14 protein-coding genes and 1 pseudogene are annotated in these 17,267 nt (G+C 71.6%); 5 read left to right on the top strand and 10 right to left on the bottom strand.

All coding sequences use genetic code 11. The annotated features are described in order from the left end of the window. Positions 1–11: 11 nt before the first annotated feature. Both hrcA and ABD437_RS34240 read right to left on the bottom strand, forming a co-directional pair. Positions 12–1,034: a heat-inducible transcriptional repressor HrcA gene (gene hrcA, locus ABD437_RS34245; protein ID WP_344653119.1), complete on the bottom strand. Its 1,023-nt coding sequence runs from the start codon at positions 1,032–1,034 to the stop codon at positions 12–14. 137 nt (positions 1,035–1,171) lie between these two features. Beyond that, positions 1,172–1,639, bottom strand: a complete 468-nt coding sequence (locus tag ABD437_RS34240) for a MarR family winged helix-turn-helix transcriptional regulator (RefSeq protein WP_344653118.1) — start codon at positions 1,637–1,639, stop codon at positions 1,172–1,174. 116 nt (positions 1,640–1,755) lie between these two features. On the opposite strand from ABD437_RS34240, the gene ABD437_RS34235 reads away from it, so the two are divergent. Next, the gene (locus ABD437_RS34235; RefSeq protein ID WP_344653117.1) at positions 1,756–2,310 is read left to right on the top strand and encodes a DUF4870 domain-containing protein; all 555 of its coding nucleotides are present in this window, start codon (positions 1,756–1,758) and stop codon (positions 2,308–2,310) included. Here the strand turns inward: ABD437_RS34235 and hemW are convergent. After that, positions 2,303–3,526 carry a radical SAM family heme chaperone HemW gene (hemW, locus tag ABD437_RS34230; RefSeq protein WP_344653116.1) on the bottom strand — a complete coding sequence of 408 codons (1,224 nt, stop codon included), beginning with the start codon at positions 3,524–3,526 and terminating at the stop codon, positions 2,303–2,305. The two genes, ABD437_RS34235 and hemW, sit on opposite strands and share 8 nt — an antisense overlap. A 132-nt stretch (positions 3,527–3,658) precedes the next feature. Here hemW and ABD437_RS34225 point away from each other — a divergent pair, with 132 nt between their 5' ends. Then, positions 3,659–4,519, top strand: a complete 861-nt coding sequence (locus ABD437_RS34225; protein ID WP_344653115.1) for a hypothetical protein — start codon at positions 3,659–3,661, stop codon at positions 4,517–4,519. On the opposite strand, the gene ABD437_RS34220 is transcribed toward ABD437_RS34225, so the two are convergent. From ABD437_RS34220 to ung, 4 genes and pseudogenes are all read right to left on the bottom strand, one after another. Continuing rightward, positions 4,497–5,138, bottom strand: coding sequence for an MOSC domain-containing protein (locus ABD437_RS34220; protein WP_344653114.1), 642 nt, complete (start codon positions 5,136–5,138; stop codon positions 4,497–4,499). The two genes, ABD437_RS34225 and ABD437_RS34220, sit on opposite strands and share 23 nt — an antisense overlap. Then, on the bottom strand, positions 5,135–5,785 hold the full coding sequence (locus ABD437_RS34215) for a response regulator (RefSeq protein WP_344653113.1): 651 nt from the start codon (positions 5,783–5,785) through the stop codon (positions 5,135–5,137). The genes ABD437_RS34220 and ABD437_RS34215 overlap by 4 nt, the downstream gene beginning before the upstream one ends. Beyond that, positions 5,782–7,053 (bottom strand): annotated as a pseudogene (locus tag ABD437_RS34210) (sensor histidine kinase); the annotation flags it as partial. The gene ABD437_RS34215 and the pseudogene ABD437_RS34210, both read right to left, overlap by 4 nt. Before the next feature lie 794 nt (positions 7,054–7,847). Then, on the bottom strand, positions 7,848–8,531 hold the full coding sequence (gene ung / locus ABD437_RS34205; protein WP_344653112.1) for a uracil-DNA glycosylase: 684 nt from the start codon (positions 8,529–8,531) through the stop codon (positions 7,848–7,850). Positions 8,532–8,652: 121 nt separating this feature from the next. Here ung and ABD437_RS34200 point away from each other — a divergent pair, with 121 nt between their 5' ends. Both ABD437_RS34200 and ABD437_RS34195 read left to right on the top strand, forming a co-directional pair. Beyond that, complete coding sequence (locus tag ABD437_RS34200; protein ID WP_344653111.1) at positions 8,653–9,399, top strand: ABC transporter ATP-binding protein; 747 nt, start codon at positions 8,653–8,655, stop codon at positions 9,397–9,399. Further along, on the top strand, positions 9,399–11,831 hold the full coding sequence (locus ABD437_RS34195) for an FtsX-like permease family protein (RefSeq protein ID WP_344653110.1): 2,433 nt from the start codon (positions 9,399–9,401) through the stop codon (positions 11,829–11,831). Before ABD437_RS34200 ends, ABD437_RS34195 begins: the two co-directional genes overlap by 1 nt. Before the next feature lie 59 nt (positions 11,832–11,890). Here ABD437_RS34195 and lepA read toward each other — a convergent pair whose 3' ends face one another. Then, positions 11,891–13,738 carry a translation elongation factor 4 gene (gene lepA / locus ABD437_RS34190; RefSeq protein ID WP_344653109.1) on the bottom strand — a complete coding sequence of 616 codons (1,848 nt, stop codon included), beginning with the start codon at positions 13,736–13,738 and terminating at the stop codon, positions 11,891–11,893. Between the two features lie 989 nt (positions 13,739–14,727). Between lepA and rpsT the strand changes: the two genes are divergently transcribed. Continuing rightward, entirely contained in the window at positions 14,728–14,988 is a 261-nt protein-coding gene (gene rpsT, locus ABD437_RS34185; protein ID WP_035849289.1) for a 30S ribosomal protein S20, read from the top strand. Between the two features lie 711 nt (positions 14,989–15,699). On the opposite strand, the gene ABD437_RS34180 is transcribed toward rpsT, so the two are convergent. Beyond that, positions 15,700–16,128: a hypothetical protein gene (locus tag ABD437_RS34180; protein WP_344653108.1), complete on the bottom strand. Its 429-nt coding sequence runs from the start codon at positions 16,126–16,128 to the stop codon at positions 15,700–15,702. Between the two features lie 101 nt (positions 16,129–16,229). Next, positions 16,230–17,216, bottom strand: coding sequence for a DNA polymerase III subunit delta (holA, locus tag ABD437_RS34175; protein ID WP_344653164.1), 987 nt, complete (start codon positions 17,214–17,216; stop codon positions 16,230–16,232). Between the last annotated feature and the right edge of the window lie 51 nt (positions 17,217–17,267).

Raw genomic sequence — 17,267 nt, 5'->3', positions numbered from 1 at the left:
CCCAGCCCCGCTCAGTTCCCTGCGAGAATTTCACCGACGTACCGCGCCACGGCGCGGACTGCGCTGATCGTGCCGGGGTAGTCCATCCGAGTCGGACCGACCACCCCGAGGCCTGCCAATGCGGTGTCACCAGCACCGTAGGCCGTTGTCACCACCGATATGCCCCGCAACTCTTCAACCTGGTTCTCGTCGCCGATCCGGACCCGCAACATACTCGGCGAGTCGACCTCGCCGACGAGCTTGAGGAGCACCACCTGCTCCTCCAACGCCTCGAGGATCGGGAACACCGACCCGCGGAAGTCCACCGTACTGCGGGTGAGGTTGGCCGTGCCCGCCAGGACGACCCGTTCCTCGCGCCGCTCCACGAGCGTCTCGAGCAGGACGCTGGCCACCGTCGTCAACGCCGGGCGCAGCGCGGGCGCGATCGTGTCGAGCAGCTCCTCGACCCGGGTGGGCGCGTCCGAGAGGCGCTGGCCGACGAGCGCGTTGTTCACCGCGCTGCGCAGGACGTTGACGTCGTCGTCGCTGATGCCGGACGGGAACTCGACGGTGCGCTGGTCGACCCGGCCGGTGTCGGTGATGAGCACCAGCAACAGCCGGTTGACGTTCAGCTGGACCAGTTCCACGTGGCGGACCGCGCTGCGGGTGAGGCTCGGGTACTGCACCACCGCGACCTGCCGGGTGAGCTGGGCCAGCAGGCGCACGGTGCGGGTGACGACGTCGTCCAGATCGATCGCGCCGTTGAGCAGCGTCTGGATCGCGCGCCGCTCGGCCGCCGAGAGCGGCTTGATGCCGGCCAACCGGTCGACGAAGAGGCGGTAGCCCTTGTCGGTGGGGATGCGGCCGGCGCTGGTGTGCGGCTGGGCGATGTAGCCCTCTTCCTCCAGCACCGCCATGTCGTTGCGGATCGTCGCCGGGGACACGCCCAACTGGTGCCGCTCGGCCAGCGACTTGCTGCCGACCGGCTCCTCGGTGTTGACGTAGTCCTGCACGATCGCCCGGAGGACGGCCAGCTTCCGCTCGTCAAGCGTCACGCCGTCACCTCCCCGACCGCACTGCTGGCACTCCAGTACTGAGAGTGCCAAGCATACGGGGCGGAGCGGGTCATCCGCTTCCTTCGTGCGGGGAGAATCACCTCCGCGCAGAGAAATCACTTCCAGTGACCGGGCGATTACGCGCGCACCGTCTCGTTCATTCCGGCACAGATCGCCCTGGCGATCTCGCCGAGCTGATCGACCTGCTCCGGGGTCAGCAGATCGATCAGACGCTTGCGTACCTCGGCGACGTGCGCCGGCGCGGCCGCTCTGAGCACCGCGAAGCCCTCGTCGGTGAGGACCGCCAGCGCACCGCGCCCGTCGGTGGGACAGCTCTCGCGCCGGACCCAACCGCGTTCCTCCAGACGGGAGACCGCGTGCGACAGCCGGCTCCGGGACGACAGGGACGAGTGCGCCAGTTCGCTCATCCGCAGGCTGTGCCCCGGCACATCGGCGAGCCGGACGAGGATTTCGTAATAGGTGTGGGGCATCCCGGCGTCGCGTTGCAACTGCCGGTCCAGCGCTTCGTTCAGGAGCCGGTTCGCTTCGATGTACGAGCGCCAGGTGCGCTGCTCATCGGGGCTGAGCCACCGCGTCTGGGCCACTGGTCCACCTCTGCCTTTCGCCTCCGTCACGCGGGCAACAGCCTAACCCGCTCGCCGTGTCGGATCGGTTACCCAAGTATGGGGTTCCCCCGGGTTCACGGCCGTACGCTGCCTGCGTGACCGATCCGAACGCTCCCGGGCCCTACGGGTCAGAGCCGCCGTACCCCGCCTCTGGGCCGTCCTATCCGACCTCGTCCGGCGGATCGCCCACCTCGGGTGGGGCGTACGGGACGCAGGGCCCGTACGGGGCGCCGTACGGTCAGCAGCCGCCGCCCGGGTACGGATACCCGCCGAGGCCGGTCGACGACACGAAGACGTGGCTGATGGTCGCGCACTTCGGCGGCGTGGCCGGCGTGGTGGTCGGTGGCACCGTGGCCGGCTGGGTCGCGCCGCTGATCGCCTACGTCAGCAAGGGCCCGACGAACCCCACCGTGCGCGCGCACTCGGTCGAGGCACTGAACTTCCACATCACGTGGGCGATCGCGAACGTCGTCGCGCTGGTGATCTTCTTCTGCGGCTCGGCGGTGACGTTCGGGTTCGGCGCGATCGTGCTCTGGGTGTTCCCCCTGGCCACGTTCGTGATCGCGGTGACGTTCGGGATCATCGCCGGGGTCAAGGCGTCGAACAACGAGTTCTACTCGTATCCGCTGTCGGTGAAGATCATCAAGTAAGCAGGGCGCGCACGACCGCGTCGGCCAGGAGACGGCCGCGTCGGGTGAGCACGGCCCGGCCGGTTCCGTGCGCGGCCGGATCGAGAAGGCCGTCGGTCGTCGCCTGCGTCGCGGCGGCCCGCCCGGCGGCGTCCAGCGCCGACAGCGGCAGGCCCTCGGCCAGACGGAGGCGGAGCAGCACGTCCTCCACCCGGCGGTCGTCGGCCCCGAGGACCTCGCGGGCCTGCGCCGGCGAGGTCTTGGCCGCCAGCCGGTCGGCGTAGCGCGCCGGGTGGCGCACGTTCCACCAGCGGACGCCACCGACGTGGCTGTGCGCGCCGGGGCCGACGCCCCACCAGTCGCCGCTGCGCCAGTAGAGCTCGTTGTGCCGGCAGCGGGCCGCCTCGTCCGCGGCCCAGTTCGACACCTCGTACCAGTGCAGGCCGGCCCGCGTCAGCGCCTCGTCGGCCATCAGGTACCGGTCGGCGAGCACGTCGTCGTCCGGCATCGGCAGCACGCCCCGGCCGATCTGCCGGGCCAGCCGGGTGCCGTCCTCCACGATCAGCGAGTACGCGCTGACGTGGTCCACCCCGGCGGCCACCACGGCCGCCAGCGAGGCCGCCCAGTCGTCGTCGGACTCGCCGGGTGCGCCGTAGATCAGGTCGAGGTTGACGTGCGCGAAGCCGGCCGCCCTGGCCTCCTGGGCGGCCTGCACGGCCCGGCCGGGCGTGTGCCGCCGGTCGAGCACCGCGAGGACGTGCGAGCGGGCGGACTGCATGCCGAGCGAGACCCGGGTGAAGCCTTTGCCGCGCAGCCGCGCGAACGTCGCCGCGTCGACCGACTCGGGGTTCGCCTCGGTGGTGACCTCGGCGTCGGACGTGAGCCCGAACACGTCCCCGATCCGCTCGACGACGCGCGCGAGGTAATCGGTCGGCAGCAGCGTCGGGGTGCCCCCGCCGACGAAGATCGTGTCCACCCTGGGCAGACCGCCCGGGGCGGGCGCGAGCACGGTGCCCGCGAGGTCGATCTCGGCGAGCGCGGCGGCGAGCCAGGTCTCCGCGCTGCCCACGTTCTCGCTCGGCGTGTACGTGTTGAAGTCGCAGTAGCCGCAGCGGGCAGCACAGAACGGCACGTGCACGTAAATTCCGAAGCCACGCTCGCCGAGCCGGACGAGGGCGCTCTCGGGGAGGTGGCCGTCGTCCGGGGCGGGTTGCCCGTCGGGCGGAGGTCCAGCCATTCCCCCAGTGTGCCAGCGCCGTCTCAGCGCAGGCTCACACGGACGTCGTAGGCTCAGGCCTCGGGCACTCCCACTACCCCCTGATCGTTGTTCACAAACGCGAAATCTGTTTGCGGAACGGAGGAAGGTCGGATGCGCAAAGCGGCCGTGCTGGCGGTCGTGTTGGTAGCCCTGGCCGCGGTGACGATCGTCAGCGTCTCCAGGCTCACCAAGCTGCATGTGCCCTTCCTGTCCGATACGTGCCGCAGCTACGCGTCGAACGACGTCGTGCGCCTGGCGCCTGATCAGCTGACGCACGCCGCGACGATCGTGGCGGCCGCGGCACGCCGGGATCTGCCCGAGCGGGCCGCCGCGATCGCGCTCGCCACCGCGCTGCAGGAGTCCAAGCTCCGCAACCTCGACGCCGGGGACCGCGACTCGATCGGGCTGTTCCAGCAGCGCCCCTCGCAGGGCTGGGGCACCCCCGAGGAGTTGTCCGACCCCCGCTACGCCGCCGGCGAGTTCTACGACCACCTGGTGCGGGTGCGGGGCTGGCAGAAGATGCGGCTCACCGACGCCGCCCAGGCCGTCCAGCGCAGCGCGCACCCGGAGCTGTACCAGAAGTGGGAAGCCGACGCGACGACGCTGGCCGCCGCGCTGCTCGGCGACGAAGCCGGCGCGGTCACCTGTCAGCTGCGGCGCCCACCGGACATGTCCGGCCAGCAGGCGAGCACGGCCCTGGTCGCCGAACTCGCCGCCGACCTGGGCAAACTCACCGTGAACCCGAGCGTCGACGGCGACACGCCGATCCTCACGGTCGCGGTGGGCGGCGGCGCGAAATCCCGCCTGGGCTGGCAGTCGGCCCACTGGTTCGTCGCGAAAGCGCACGAGTACGGCGTCCGGCGGGTGGCGTTCGACGGCGACGTCTGGACCGCCGACAGCGGCAAGTGGGTGCCGGACACGTCCGCGCCGGGCGAAGAGTTCGTCGAGGTCAGGATGGCGGCTGCGAGCTGAGCATCTTCCCCGCCTTCTGCCGGACCGACTCCGGCAGCTCCGGGGCCTCGAGGATCCGCGCGGCCAGCGACCGCTCCCCGGTCAGGGCCCGGAAGACCTCACCGATCGTCACGCCGTGCCCCGGGCGGTGGACCATCTCCACGTCGTCGCCGGCGCCGAGGTCACCCTCCTCGATGATCCGCAGGTAGGCCCCCGGGCGGCCTTCCTTCGTGAAGCGTTTGACCAGGTTCGGGACGTCCCAGAAGCCGGCGAACGTGCGGCACGGGATGCGTGGGCGGCTGACCTCCAGCACCGTGCTCCCGACCCGCCAGCGCTCCCCGATCACCGCGCCGGTGCAGTCGACGCCCCGGGTGGTGAGGTTCTCGCCGAACGCCCCGGGCCAGAGCTCTTTGCCGAGCTCCCGCTCCCACCAGTCGGCGTCCTCGCTCGCATAGGCGTACACGGCCTGGTCGTAACCGCCGTGGTTCCTCGTGTCGACGATCACGTCCGATTCGAGCCCGACACCGACCGCGCGAACCCGGCCCGGGTGCGGCCGCTTGTCGATTCCGGTGCTGCCCATGCTCTGGGTCCAGGGCACCACGCGCAGGGTGCCGATGTTGACCGAGACGACCTGGCTCATGGTGCGAGCCTACGGAGATACGCGAGAACTGCCAGCACACGACGGTGGTCGTCGGCGTCGATCGGCAGGTCGAGCTTGGCCAGGATGTTGCCGATGTGCTTGGTGACCGCGGCCTCGGTGACGACGAGCTTGCGGGCGATCGCGGCGTTCGAACGGCCCTCCGCCATCAGCCCCAGCACCTCCTCCTCCCGGCCGGTGAGGCGGTCGAGCGGATCGGAGCGCCGTCGCAACAACTGCCGGATGACCTCCTGGTCGACGACCGTGCCGCCGCTCGCCACCCGGGTCACCGCGTCGGCGAAGTCGTCGACGTCCCCGACCCGGTCCTTGAGCAGGTAACCGACGCCGGCGCCGTCGGCGGTGTCGAGCAGTTCGGCGGCGTAGGTCTGCTCGACGTACTGGCTGAGCACGAGGATCGGCAGCTGCGGCCGCTCGGACCGCAGCCGCACCGCGACACGCAGGCCGTCGTCGGTGTGGGTCGGGGGCATCCGGACATCGGTGACCACCAGGTCCGGATTCTGCCGGTGGGCCGCTTCGGCCAGGCCGGGGGCGTCACCGACCGCGGCCACCACGTCGTGGCCGTAGCGGGTGAGCAGGCCGACCAGGCCTTCTCGGAGCAGGACGCTGTCTTCGGCGAGAACAATCCTCACCTGACGGGGATCTCCACACGCAGCAGCGTAGGGCCCCCGACCGGGCTGACAAGAGTGAGTACTCCATCGACGACCGCGACCCGGTCCGCGAGACCCACCAGACCGCTGCCCGCGGTGGGGTTCGCGCCGCCGACGCCGTCGTCGATGACCTCGACGCTCAGACGCCCGTCGGCGATCGATCCCCGGACCTCGGCGCTGGTCGCGCGGCTGTGGCGGTCCACGTTGGCCAGTGCCTCGGTGACGACGAAGTAGGCCGCGGCCTCGATCTCCGACGCGAGCCGCCGGGGAACCTTCACGTCGACCTTCACCGGCACCGCGGTCCGACCGGCCACGTCGGTGATCGCGGGGCCGAGACCGCGGTCGGTGAGCACCTGCGGGTGGATGCCGCGGATCAGTTCGCGCAGCTCGGCCAGCGCGAGCTTGGCCTGTTCGTGGGCGTGGCCGACCCGCCCGGCGACGGCGGAGTCGGCCGGCAGGTCGAGCCGGGCCAGCCCCAGCTCCACGGTGAGCGCGACGAGCCGCTGCTGGGCGCCGTCGTGCAGGTCCCGTTCGATCCGTCGACGCTCGGCCTGGAACGCGTCGACCAGGCGGGCGCGGGACCGGGTCAGCGCCACGACCCGTTCGCCCTGCTCGGCGTCGCGTGGCGCCAGCAGGATGCGGGTGAGCTGACCGCGCCCGGCGGCCCAGGCGGTGACGACGTACGCGAGCAGGACCCCGAGCAGCAGGCCGATCGGGATCAGCGGGAGCGACTCGGCGACGGACTCGATGTGCCAGCTACCGAACATGATCGCCCCCTCGGGCGAGTTGTCGAGCACGACGAGCAGCGGACTCCCGATGAGCAGGCTCACGCTGGTGAGAGCGACCGACAACCCGATCATGTCGGCGATGCCGAGCACCCCGAGCAGGATCGTGGCGGCCAGCTCCCGCCAGGTGACGGCCTCCCGGTACCGGTGCTTGAACCAGGCCCAGGGCCCCGGCCGGGGCGGCGGCCGGTGCGGGTTGCCGATCGGCTCGGCGTCGACGAGACGCAGCCGCCACCGCTCGACCGGGCCGGTGAGCAGCCCGACGAGCGGCACGAGCGCGAGGACCGCGAGGCCGATCACGAAGAACGACAGCACCGCGCCGGTCATCACCACGACGAAGAGGGCGATGGTGACGGCCAGCCCGAGGGCGCTGCCGGAGGCGAGGTAGAGAAGGGAGCGCCAGGGCCAGGAGGAGAGGAGGAATTTTTTTGGGGGGCGGGTGAGGGCCTGCCAGGCGGTGCGGGGGTGTTGTTCGTGGTCGTGTTTGGGGGTTGGGGCGGTGAGGCCGCCGGGCCCCGGGCCGGTGAGTGTTTCGGTGGTGGCTGGCCTGGTGGTGGTTGATCCGGCGGCGGTTGGTCCGGCGGCGGTCGATCCGGCCGCGGTCGATCCGGCGGTGGTCGATCCGGCGGTGGTTGGTCCGGCGGCGGTTGGTCCGGCGGTGGTTGGTCCCGCGAAGCCGAGGCCGGGACTGCTGGGGTTGTTGCCGGGGCTGTTGGGGCTGAGTGGGCCGGATGAGCTGGCGAGGCCAGATGAGCTACCGGCGTCTGCCGAGCCAATAGCTCCGAGCGGGCCCGCCGCACCACCCGAGCCGGCCGCACCACCCAAGCCGGCCGTACCGCCCAAGCCGGCCGCACCACCCAAGCCGGCGGCACCACCGGAGCCGGCCGCACCACCGGAGCCCGCCGCACCGCCCAAGCCGAGCGGGCCAGCTGCGCCGCCGGAACCAACCGCACCGTCCCAGCCCGCCGCACCGGCGGGGTCGAGCGGGTCGGCGGCGGGGCTGGGGGCCACTGTCGCGGACTGGCCGCCGGGCGCCTGCGTGCTGGCGGCGCTGAGTGGGCCGTCGGGGTGGAGCGGGCTCGTAGCCGCTCTCGGGCCGGCCGAAGCGGCGGGGGCCGTCGCACTGGATGCGGCCCCCGAGCCGGCCGGGTCACCGAAAAGCGTCGGGTCGGGACGGGTGCCAGTCATGCCACCGACCGTAAGTGCCTCCCGCCGCGGTGTCGGTAGAGCTGGACCTACTCCTCGAGGTCGAGCCTGCTTCAGGCGGTGAGCTCCCAGGTGATCTCCGGAAGCCCGGCGTCGGTGAGCGCCTTGTTGGTGGCGCTGAACGGCCGGCTACCGAGGAACCCGCGGGGATTCATCGGGCTCGGGTGCCCCGCCTCGAGCACGACGTGCTCCGGATTCGTGACCAACGCGGCCTTCTTCCGGGCATAGCTCCCCCAGAGCAGGTACACCACGCGGTGATCGAGCGTGTTCACGGCCCGGATCGTGGCGTCGGTGAACTCCTCCCACCCCTTGTTCGCGTGCGAGCCGGGCTTGCCGCCCCGCACCGTGAGCACCGAGTTGAGCAGCAAGATGCCCTGCTGCCCCCAGGCGGTCAGCTCACCGCTCTTCGGCATCTCGGCGCCGACGTCCGCAGCCATCTCTTTGAAGACGTTGCGCAGCGACGGCGGAACCCGGTTGCCCGCACGGACGCTGAAACAGAGCCCGTGCGCCTGGTTCGGGCCGTGGTACGGGTCCTGCCCGAGGAGCAGCACCCGGACGTCGTCGGGAGCACACAGCCGGTACGCCGCGAACAGGTCGTCGACCGGCGGGTAGACGGTCTGTTCCGCGTACTCCCGCTCGACGAACCGCCCGAGTTCCGCGACCCGGTCGCGATCGAGGAACGGCGTGAGAACGGCCTGCCACGGCTCGGGCAGCAGCGCGATGAGGTCGAGTGCCATGCCCAGCAACCTAGGGCACCCCTACGACAATTCTCCGACCGCCCGAAGTAGACCTGGCTCTACCGCGAGGACACCATTCTCCCGCCGTGACCCGTGGCGTCCCGGACGGTTCGCTGGAGGCATGCTCGCCACCGACACGAACACCGGCGTCGCCGCCGCCCTGCACGGCGTCCGGAAGGTCTATCGATCACGCAGTCAGCACGTCACCGCGCTCGACGGCGTCTCGCTCGCGTTCCCTACCGGCTCGTTCACCGCGGTGATGGGCCCGTCCGGCTCCGGCAAGTCGACGCTGCTGCAGTGCGCGGCCGGCCTCGACTCCCCTACCGAGGGCGCGATCGAGGTCGCCGGTGTCCAGGTGCACAAACTCAACGAGGTGCAGCGGACCCTGCTGCGACGCGACCGGATCGGCTTCGTGTTCCAGGCGTTCAACCTGCTGCCGTCGCTGACCGCGGCGCAGAACGTCGAGCTGCCGCTGCGGCTGGCCAAGCGCCGGCCGTCCGGCAGCGAGGTGCGGAACGCGCTGGCCGCGGTCGGGCTCGCCGACCGCGCCCGCCACCGGCCCACCGAGCTGTCGGGTGGGCAGCAGCAGCGCGTCGCGATCGCCCGCGCGCTGATCACCCGTCCGGCCGTGCTGTTCGCCGACGAACCCACCGGCGCGCTGGACAGCACCACGTCACGCGAAGTGCTCGCGCTCCTGCGTGGGCTCGTGGACTCGGAGCGCCAGACGGTGGTCATGGTGACCCACGATCCGGTGGCTGCCTCCTATGCCGATCGGGTGGTTTTCCTCGCCGACGGCCGCCTCGTCGGCGAAATTGTCGGCCCCACCCCCGATGCTGTCGCTGCCCGACTCGCCCACCTGGAAGCCTGATGTTCACCCTGACGACTTTGAAGGCCCGCTGGACGGGGCTGCTCGGCACGATCGTCGCGGTCGCGCTCGGTGCGGCGCTGATCAGCGGTGCCGCCGAGCTGCTCGCCGGCGTAGGTGCGCGCGACGGGTTGTCGACCGCGCTCACGCTCTACCCCGAGGCGCCGATCGTCGTGCAGGGCACCATGCAGGACGACGGCTCGATCGTCTCGTCTCCCCCGCCGCCTCCGCCCGGCGTCGAGAAGCGGCTCGCGTCCGTCCGGGGCGTGACGGCCGCGGTCGCCGACCGTGCGTTCACCGTCCGGGTCGAGGGCGTCGGCGTCCAGGAGGGTCGGGGCTGGGCCAGCAGCAGGCTGGCCGGGGTGCGCCTGGTGTCCGGGTCGGCACCCGGCGAGGGTGAGGTGGTGCTCGGGCGTGAGGCGGGGGTCGCGCCCGGCGGTACGGTCACCGCGCGCCTGGCCGACGGCGACCACCGTCTGCGGGTGTCCGGTCTGGTCGCCGGACCGGCCGTGTACGTCTCCGACGGCGCTGCGGCTCGGTGGGGGACGGTTCGCGCCGTCGGCGTCCTCACCGATTCGGCCGATGTCGACGCGGTCGCGGTGGCCGTTCGTCGCGCCGCCGGGCCGGGCACCACGGTCCGCACCGGTGGCGACCGCTGGTTCGCCGAGCCCGATCCGGGGCGTCAGCAGCTCGACGACGCCACCGCCCTGCTCGGTATCTCGGCCGGGCTGGCGGGCTTCGTCGCGATCTTCGTGGTCGGTTCGACGTTCGCGTTCGCGGTGTCGCAGCGGCGCCGGGAGTTCGCCCTGCTCCGCCTGGTCGGGGCGCAGCCGCGGCAGGTCCGCCGCTCGGTCCACGTCGAGGCGCTGGCCGTCGGCGGGCTGGCCGCGGCGGTCGGGTCGCTGCTCGGCGTCCCGCTCTCCTCGCTCTATGCCGTGTTGTTGCAGAACGCCGACCTGGTGCCGGAGGCGTTCGCGCCACGCGCGCGGTTCTGGCCGCTCACGATCGGTTTCGGCGTCGGGTTGGTCGTCTCGATGATCGGCTCCTGGGCCGCCGCCCGTCGGGCCGGTCGCGTCCCGGCGATCGAGGCGCTCCGCGACGCCACGGTGGAACGCCGGACGATGACCGTCGGCCGGTGGATCTTCGGCGTGCTGTTCCTGGCCGGCGCGATCGCGTCGATCGTCGCGGCCTCGGCCGCCGGCGGTGAAGAGGCGATCGCGCTCACGGTCTTCGTCGGTGAGCTGTTCGTGGTGGCGTTCGCGCTGCTGGCGCCGGTGGTGATCCCGCCGGTCATCCGGGTGGTGACCGCACCGCTCGCGTCGGCGCGCGGTGCCGGCCCGCTGCTGGTGCGCCAGGGTGCGCTCACCGCGGTGCGCCGGGTCGCGTCGACGGCCGCGCCGGTGCTGGTGACGGTCGGCATCGCGGGGTCGATGATCGGGTCGATCGCGACGCTCGCCGACGCGACCGACGCCGACCTGCGGGCGCGGCTCACCGCGGACGTGATCGTGGTGCCCGGTGACGGGCCCGGGCTGAACGCCGACGTCCCGGCCGCGATCCGCGCCGCCGCGCCCGACGCCACCGTGTCGGCGTCGCTCGCGACGACCGTGTGGGAGGTCGTCCCGAAGAACTCCGACGGCGTGTACGAGGGGCACGACCTGAGCGGCTCGGCGCTGGGCGTCGACCCGGCGTCGTTGCGCCGCACGCTGGACGTCGCCGTCGTCAAGGGCTCGTTGTCCGACCTGCGGCCGGGCACGATCACGGCCTCGGAGGTCTCCGGGCTGGACGTGGGCGACACGGTACGGGTGACGTTCGCCGACGGCGTGACGGCGAAACTGCGGGTGGCGGCCATCGTGGCGTCGGTCCAGTCCTCGAGCGTGCTGCTGCCGATCGAGACCGTCCGGGAGCACGACCCCTCGGCGCTCGCGGACGCGGTGTACGTGCGTGGCGGCTCACCCGACGCGGTCCGCTCGGCGGTGGCGCCGCTCGGCGGGCTGGCCATCGACCGCACCGCGTACGCGGACATGCGCAGCGCCGAAGCCGACGAGGGCAACCAGCTCGCGCTGATCGCGTTGCTCGGCGTCGCGTTGCTCTACACCGGGCTGGCGATCGTCAACACGCTGCTGATGGCGACGTTCGATCGACGTCGGGAGCTGGCGCTGCTGCGGCTGTCCGGCGCGACTCCCCGGCAGGGGCTACGGGTGGTGGTCGCCGAAGCGGCCCTGGTGGTCCTGGTCGGGAGCGGGCTGGCGATCGCCGCGACCGTGCTCAGCCTGCTGGGTCTGACGAGCGCGCTGTCCCGGGTCGTCGGCGAGGCGACCCCGTCCATTCCGTGGGTCCCGCTGGGGGTGTCCATCGCGATCTGCCTGGTGCTGGCGGTGGCCGCCAGCGCGGCGCCGGCCTGGTCGCTGCTGCGTCGCCCGCCGGTCGAGGCCTGAGACCGATGGAGCGCTGCCGGTTCCGCGCGAGGCACGGCGCCGGCAGCGCTCGTACGGCGTCAGCTCTTCTTGCCGCCGGACTCCTTGGCGTCGCCGGTGGAGAGCGCGGCGATGAAGGCCTCCTGGGGCACCTCGACGCGGCCCACCATCTTCATGCGCTTCTTGCCCTCTTTCTGCTTCTCGAGCAGCTTGCGCTTCCGGGAGATGTCACCGCCGTAGCACTTGGCGAGAACGTCCTTGCGGATCGCGCGGATGTTCTCGCGCGCGATCACCCGGGCACCGATCGCGGCCTGGATCGGCACCTCGAACTGCTGCCGCGGGATGAGCTCGCGGAGCTTCTGGGCCATCGTCGTGCCGTAGTTGTAGGCCTTGTCCTTGTGCACGATCGCGCTGAACGCGTCGACCTGCTCGCCCTGGAGCAGGATGTCGACCTTGACGAGCGCGGCGGCCTGCTCGCCGATCGGCTCGTAGTCGAGGCTCGCGTAGCCCTTGGTGCGGGACTTCAGCTGGTCGAAGAAGTCGAAGATGATCTCGGCCAGCGGCAGCGTGTAGCGCAGCTCGACGCGGTCTTCAGACAGGTAGTCCATGCCCATGAGCGTGCCGCGCCGGGATTGGCACAGTTCCATGATCGCGCCGATGAAGTCGCTCGGAGCGAGCACCGTCGCCCGCACGATCGGCTCGAACACCTCGTCGATCTTCCCATGCGGGAATTCGCTGGGGTTCGTCACGACGTGCTCGGTCTTGTCCTCCATCACCACGCGATAGACGACGTTCGGCGCGGTCGCGATCAGGTCCAGACCGAATTCGCGCTCGAGCCGCTCGCGGATGATCTCCAGGTGCAGCAGGCCGAGGAACCCGACGCGGAAACCGAAGCCGAGCGCGGCCGAGGTTTCCGGCTCGTACGCGAGCGCTGCGTCGTTGAGCTGGAGCTTGTCGAGCGCCTCACGGAGGATCGGGTAATCCGAACCGTCGATCGGGTAGAGGCCGGAGAACACCATCGGCTTGGCCTCGGCGTACCCGGGGAGGCTCTGCTGCGCCGGCTTCGCGTTGTTGGTGACCGTGTCACCGACCTTCGACTGCCGGACGTCCTTCACACCGGTGATCAGGTAACCCACCTCGCCGACGCCGAGCGCGTCGGACGACACCGGCTCCGGCGAGATGACGCCGAGCTCCAGCAGTTCGTGGGTGGCCGCGGTGGACATCATCTTGATGCGCTCACGGGCGTTGAGCTGCCCGTCGACGACCCGGACGTAGGTGACGACGCCGCGGTAGGTGTCGTACACCGAGTCGAAGATCATGGCGCGCGCCGGGCCGTCCGCGTTGCCGGTGGGGGCCGGGAACTGGCGGACGATCTCGTCGAGCAGGTGCTCGACACCGTCACCGGTCTTGCCGGAGACCCGGAGGCAGTCCTCGGGCTCGCAGCCGATGAGCTTCGCGAGCTCCTCGGCGTACTTCTCCGGCTGCGCGGCCGGCAGGTCGATCTTGTTCAGCACCGGAATGACGTGCAGGTCGTTCTCGAGCGCGAGGTAGAGGTTCGCGAGCGTCTGCGCCTCGATGCCCTGCGCCGCGTCGACGAGGAGCACCGCGCCTTCGCAGGCCGCGAGGGACCGGGAGACCTCGTAGGTGAAGTCGACGTGGCCCGGGGTGTCGATCATGTTGAGGATGTGGGTGGTGTTGTCGACCTCCCACGGCAGGCGGACGGCCTGCGACTTGATCGTGATGCCGCGCTCGCGCTCGATGTCCATCCGGTCGAGGTACTGGGCGCGCATCTGCCGCTCGTTGACCACGCCGGTCTTCTGCAGCATGCGGTCGGCCAGGGTCGACTTGCCGTGGTCGATGTGCGCGATGATGCAGAAGTTGCGGATCAGGCTCGGGTCGGTGGATCCCGGGCGCGGCGTCGGGGGCACGCGGGTGTCCCTCTCTTCTCTGAAGGCGTTGGGTGGTGCGGGGCTGGTTGAAGCTGGCCCGGCGCACCGCTAGCGCCGGTTCGTGGTCGGCGTCCCTTCTGATTCTCCCACGCGCCTCGAATAGCCGTCTCCCGCGCCCGGAGTGGTGCGGGTTCGGCGGCTTCCGCCGACGTCGGTCGCGCGCGGCGGCAGGGCTCCTGGGCGAAGAATCGGGCTCATTCCGGCCCGAATGACCCCGATTCATGGCTCGAGCCTCGTGGGTACGAGGAGCTCGTTGGTGGGGTGCCCGGGCCGTGGGCGGAGGGTGTGACTGGGGCGACGAGAGAGGCGGCGAGTCGCAGGACCTCTAGGCCAGAGCCGTGATGCATCGGGCAGAGCCGTAACTACTGCGGCAGAGCCATGAGGCTGGGGGCCGGGTGGTGGGAACTTCGGGCGGCGCCACGGGGACTGTCGGCAGGGCTGCCGGCGTCCCCGGTGGAACTAAGGCGCTATCGACAACGCAGCGGACGCAGCGGACGCAAACTGCGGAAAGCATAGGCGTCCTCTTGCGGCGCCAGGGCGCCACGGGACTGCGGGGTGCGGGCGCCACGGGACTGCGGGGTGCGGGCGCCACGGGACTGCGGGGTGCGGGCGCCACGGGACTGCGGGGTGCGGGCGCCACGGGGCTGCGGGCACTTCAGGGCTGCGAGTGCTGCCGGGCTGCGAGTGCTGTAGGCAGACTCGGGATGTCGCCGGCGCGGCCGGGCGCAGCTGTGGGTTGCCCGAGGAGGACCGCGGGGCCGGCATGCTGCCCCGCTAGCCTGCGGGGATGTCGGCGGGGGTCGCGAGGGAGTGGCGGGCGTTTTGAACGCATCGTGGCCTAGCTGGTAGCCTGGTTATTCGCGCGGTGGGCGCGCGATGTGCGCTGCTCGACGAGAGTGTTTCGCACGAGAGCATCCCGCCATCGCCGGAACCTGCCAGCAAAACACGACCAGACCCGAGGCTTACGCGTGGCGAACATCAAGTCCCAGATCAAGCGCATCAAGACCAACGAGAAGGCGCGCCTGCGGAACAAGGCCGTCAAGTCGTCGCTCAAGACGGCGATCCGGAAGTTCCGCACCGCCGCCGACGCCGGCGACCGTGAGGTGGCTCTCACCGAGCTCCGCAACGCGTCCCGTGCGCTCGACAAGGCGACCAGCAAGGGCGTCATCCACGCCAACCAGGCCGCCAACAAGAAGTCGGCCATGGCGAAGCGCGCCGCCGCTCTCTGAGCCTGCGTGCACGGAAGGCACCGACCCCTCGGGGGCCGGTGCCTTCGTCGTTTCGCGCCCATCTCGAGGCAATGCACTACGAGGCCACCGCCCAGCCCGCTCGAACTGGACGCGCGCCCAGCTCCCTGGCCGGAGCGCCCGCCCGCTCCGAGCGGTGCCAAATGGCGCAGAACGACACAAGAACGCCACCCCAGGGAGCTCCGCGAGGGGTGAGGGAACCGCTTCGAGCGGCACCAAGAGCCACGAGGCGGAGGAAGCGCGGCCCCCGGGGCAGCCCGCGAAGGACAAGGCCAAAGAGGGACCGCTTCGGCGGAGCGTCAGATAACGCCTAGACGCGAGGCGGCACCCACGGGGATGGCGCGGCGCGCGTATGTGGCACCAAGCAGCCCACACAGCGCGAGGCGGCGCGCGGAGGCGACACCAGGCAGCTCCACACAGCGCGAGGCAGCGCGCGGAGGCGCCACCAGGCTGCTGCGCGAGGCAGCACAGCACCGCGCGAATCGGCACCGCGCGGCACCCGGCGGCACCCGCACAAAGCGACACCCCGCGACACCCGCACAAAGCGACACCCCGCGACACCCGCACAAAGCGACACCCCGCGACACCCGCACAAAGCGACACCCCGCGGCACCCGCACAAAGCGACACCCCGCGGCACCCGCACAAAGCGACACCGCCGGGCAGCGCCGCCACAGATCAGCCTCGCGAGAGGTCAGCGCCCCTCTGGATCAGCCTCTGGATCACCGGCAGGCAGCGGTGGCAGCGGCACCGTTGTGTCGGAATCCTCCGGACCGACCCGAACGATCCCCGACACCACGACATCCGACACCCCGGCCGCGAACTCCGGCCCTCCGAACTCCGCCGCCGGCCTCGCACCCCCCGAACCCAACTCCCCGGCCGCCCCTCGCCGGCCCCGAAGTGCCTCGGACGACGAACCCTCGTACCCCGACGCCTCCGAGCGCGCCCTCGGCCTCCGCGCCGCATGCGGATCCGGCAACCGCCCGGCCACCACATCGTTCAGCTTCACCATCGCCGCCACCACGGCCGGTGTCGCCAGCACGCCCCACCAGCTCACCAGGTCGGCGAAAGCCAGCAACATCGCGAGCACGATCGAGCCTTCGAAGAACAGCGCGCACAGCACCTTGCCCGGCTCGACATGACGCAGTCGGAGGATCCGCGCGTACAGCGGACGCTGCTGATCCGGTCTCGGGGCTGCTCGGAGCGCGTGGAGTAAGCGGCCCGTCACCGGACTTCCCGGGCCGAGACGATTGCGAGCACCGCCCGCTCCAGCGCGTAGTTGCGATCGTCGGCGCCGCCCTTGACGTCGGCGTTGGCGGTGGCGGCCGCGCGGGCGGCGGTGGCGAGCCCGGACGGCGACCAACCGCGGCCCTGGCGCTGCGCCCGCTCGACCTTCCACGGCGGCATCCCCAGCGTGCTCGCCAGTTGGTAGCCGCTCCCCCGCGCGCCGGCCACCCGCGCCACGCTGCGCACGCCGTCCGCGAGCGCGTCCGCGATCGGCACCGGGTCGACGCCGATGGCCAGCGCCCAGCGCAGCGCCTCCAGCGCACCGGCGGTGTCCCCGATCATCGCGGCGTCGGCGACGGTGTAGCCGCTCACGTCCGCGCGCCCGCGGTGGTACTGGCGCACCGCCTCGAGGTCGACGCGCCCTCCGGTGTCGGCCACCAGCTGGCTACACACCGACGCGAGTTCACGCAGGTCGGAGCCGACGGCGTCGATGATCAGCGACGCGACTTCCTCGCTGGCCTTCCCACCGGCCCGGCGGATCTCGTCCCGGACGAAGCCGACCTTCTCGCGCTGCTTGGTGATCTTGGCGACGGTGGTGGTCTGCGCGCCGGCCTTCTTCAGCCCGTCGCTCAGCGCCTTGCCCCGCGCCTGACCGAGGTGGGTGACGACGAGCACGATGCCGCTGCTCGGGTCCTTCGCGAGCGCGACGGCGTGCTGGAGCAGCGCGGCCGCGAGATCCTTCCCCGCGGTGTGGGCGTCGCGGGCGATGAGCACCCGCGCTTCGGCGAACAGCGACGGGCTGAACAGCTCGGGCAGCGCGCCGGGCGTCAGCTGGGTGAGGTCGAGTTCGCGGACGTCGCACTCCGGGTCGGCCGCGCGGGCGGCGGAGACCACGTCGGCGACCACGCGTCCGGCGAGGAAGCTCTCGTCCCCGAGGACGAGGTGCAGCGGCGCGAGTGGGGAGGGGGCAGCCGAGCCAGGCATGACGAACATCGTTGCACGGTGCGCGGAACGGTGCGGTCCCGCGCTTGTGCT

The organism is Cryptosporangium japonicum, from assembly GCF_039524755.1.
Taxonomy (GTDB): Bacteria; Actinomycetota; Actinomycetes; order Mycobacteriales; family Cryptosporangiaceae; genus Cryptosporangium; species Cryptosporangium japonicum.
This window is presented reverse-complemented; position numbering and strand designations above follow the sequence as displayed.

Bases quoted from the DNA above. Each gene is read 5' to 3' on its own strand.
- ung (WP_344653112.1), bottom strand. From the start codon at position 8,531: ATGGCACTCGACCTCATCGCGCTGCTGCCCGAGCCGTGGCAGGCCGTT.
- hemW (WP_344653116.1), bottom strand. From the start codon at position 3,526: ATGGCTGGACCTCCGCCCGACGGGCAACCCGCCCCGGACGACGGCCAC.
- ABD437_RS34200 (WP_344653111.1), top strand. From the start codon at position 8,653: ATGCTCGCCACCGACACGAACACCGGCGTCGCCGCCGCCCTGCACGGC.
- holA (WP_344653164.1), bottom strand. From the start codon at position 17,216: ATGCCTGGCTCGGCTGCCCCCTCCCCACTCGCGCCGCTGCACCTCGTC.
- ABD437_RS34220 (WP_344653114.1), bottom strand. From the start codon at position 5,138: ATGAGCCAGGTCGTCTCGGTCAACATCGGCACCCTGCGCGTGGTGCCC.
- ABD437_RS34225 (WP_344653115.1), top strand. From the start codon at position 3,659: ATGCGCAAAGCGGCCGTGCTGGCGGTCGTGTTGGTAGCCCTGGCCGCG.
- ABD437_RS34195 (WP_344653110.1), top strand. From the start codon at position 9,399: ATGTTCACCCTGACGACTTTGAAGGCCCGCTGGACGGGGCTGCTCGGC.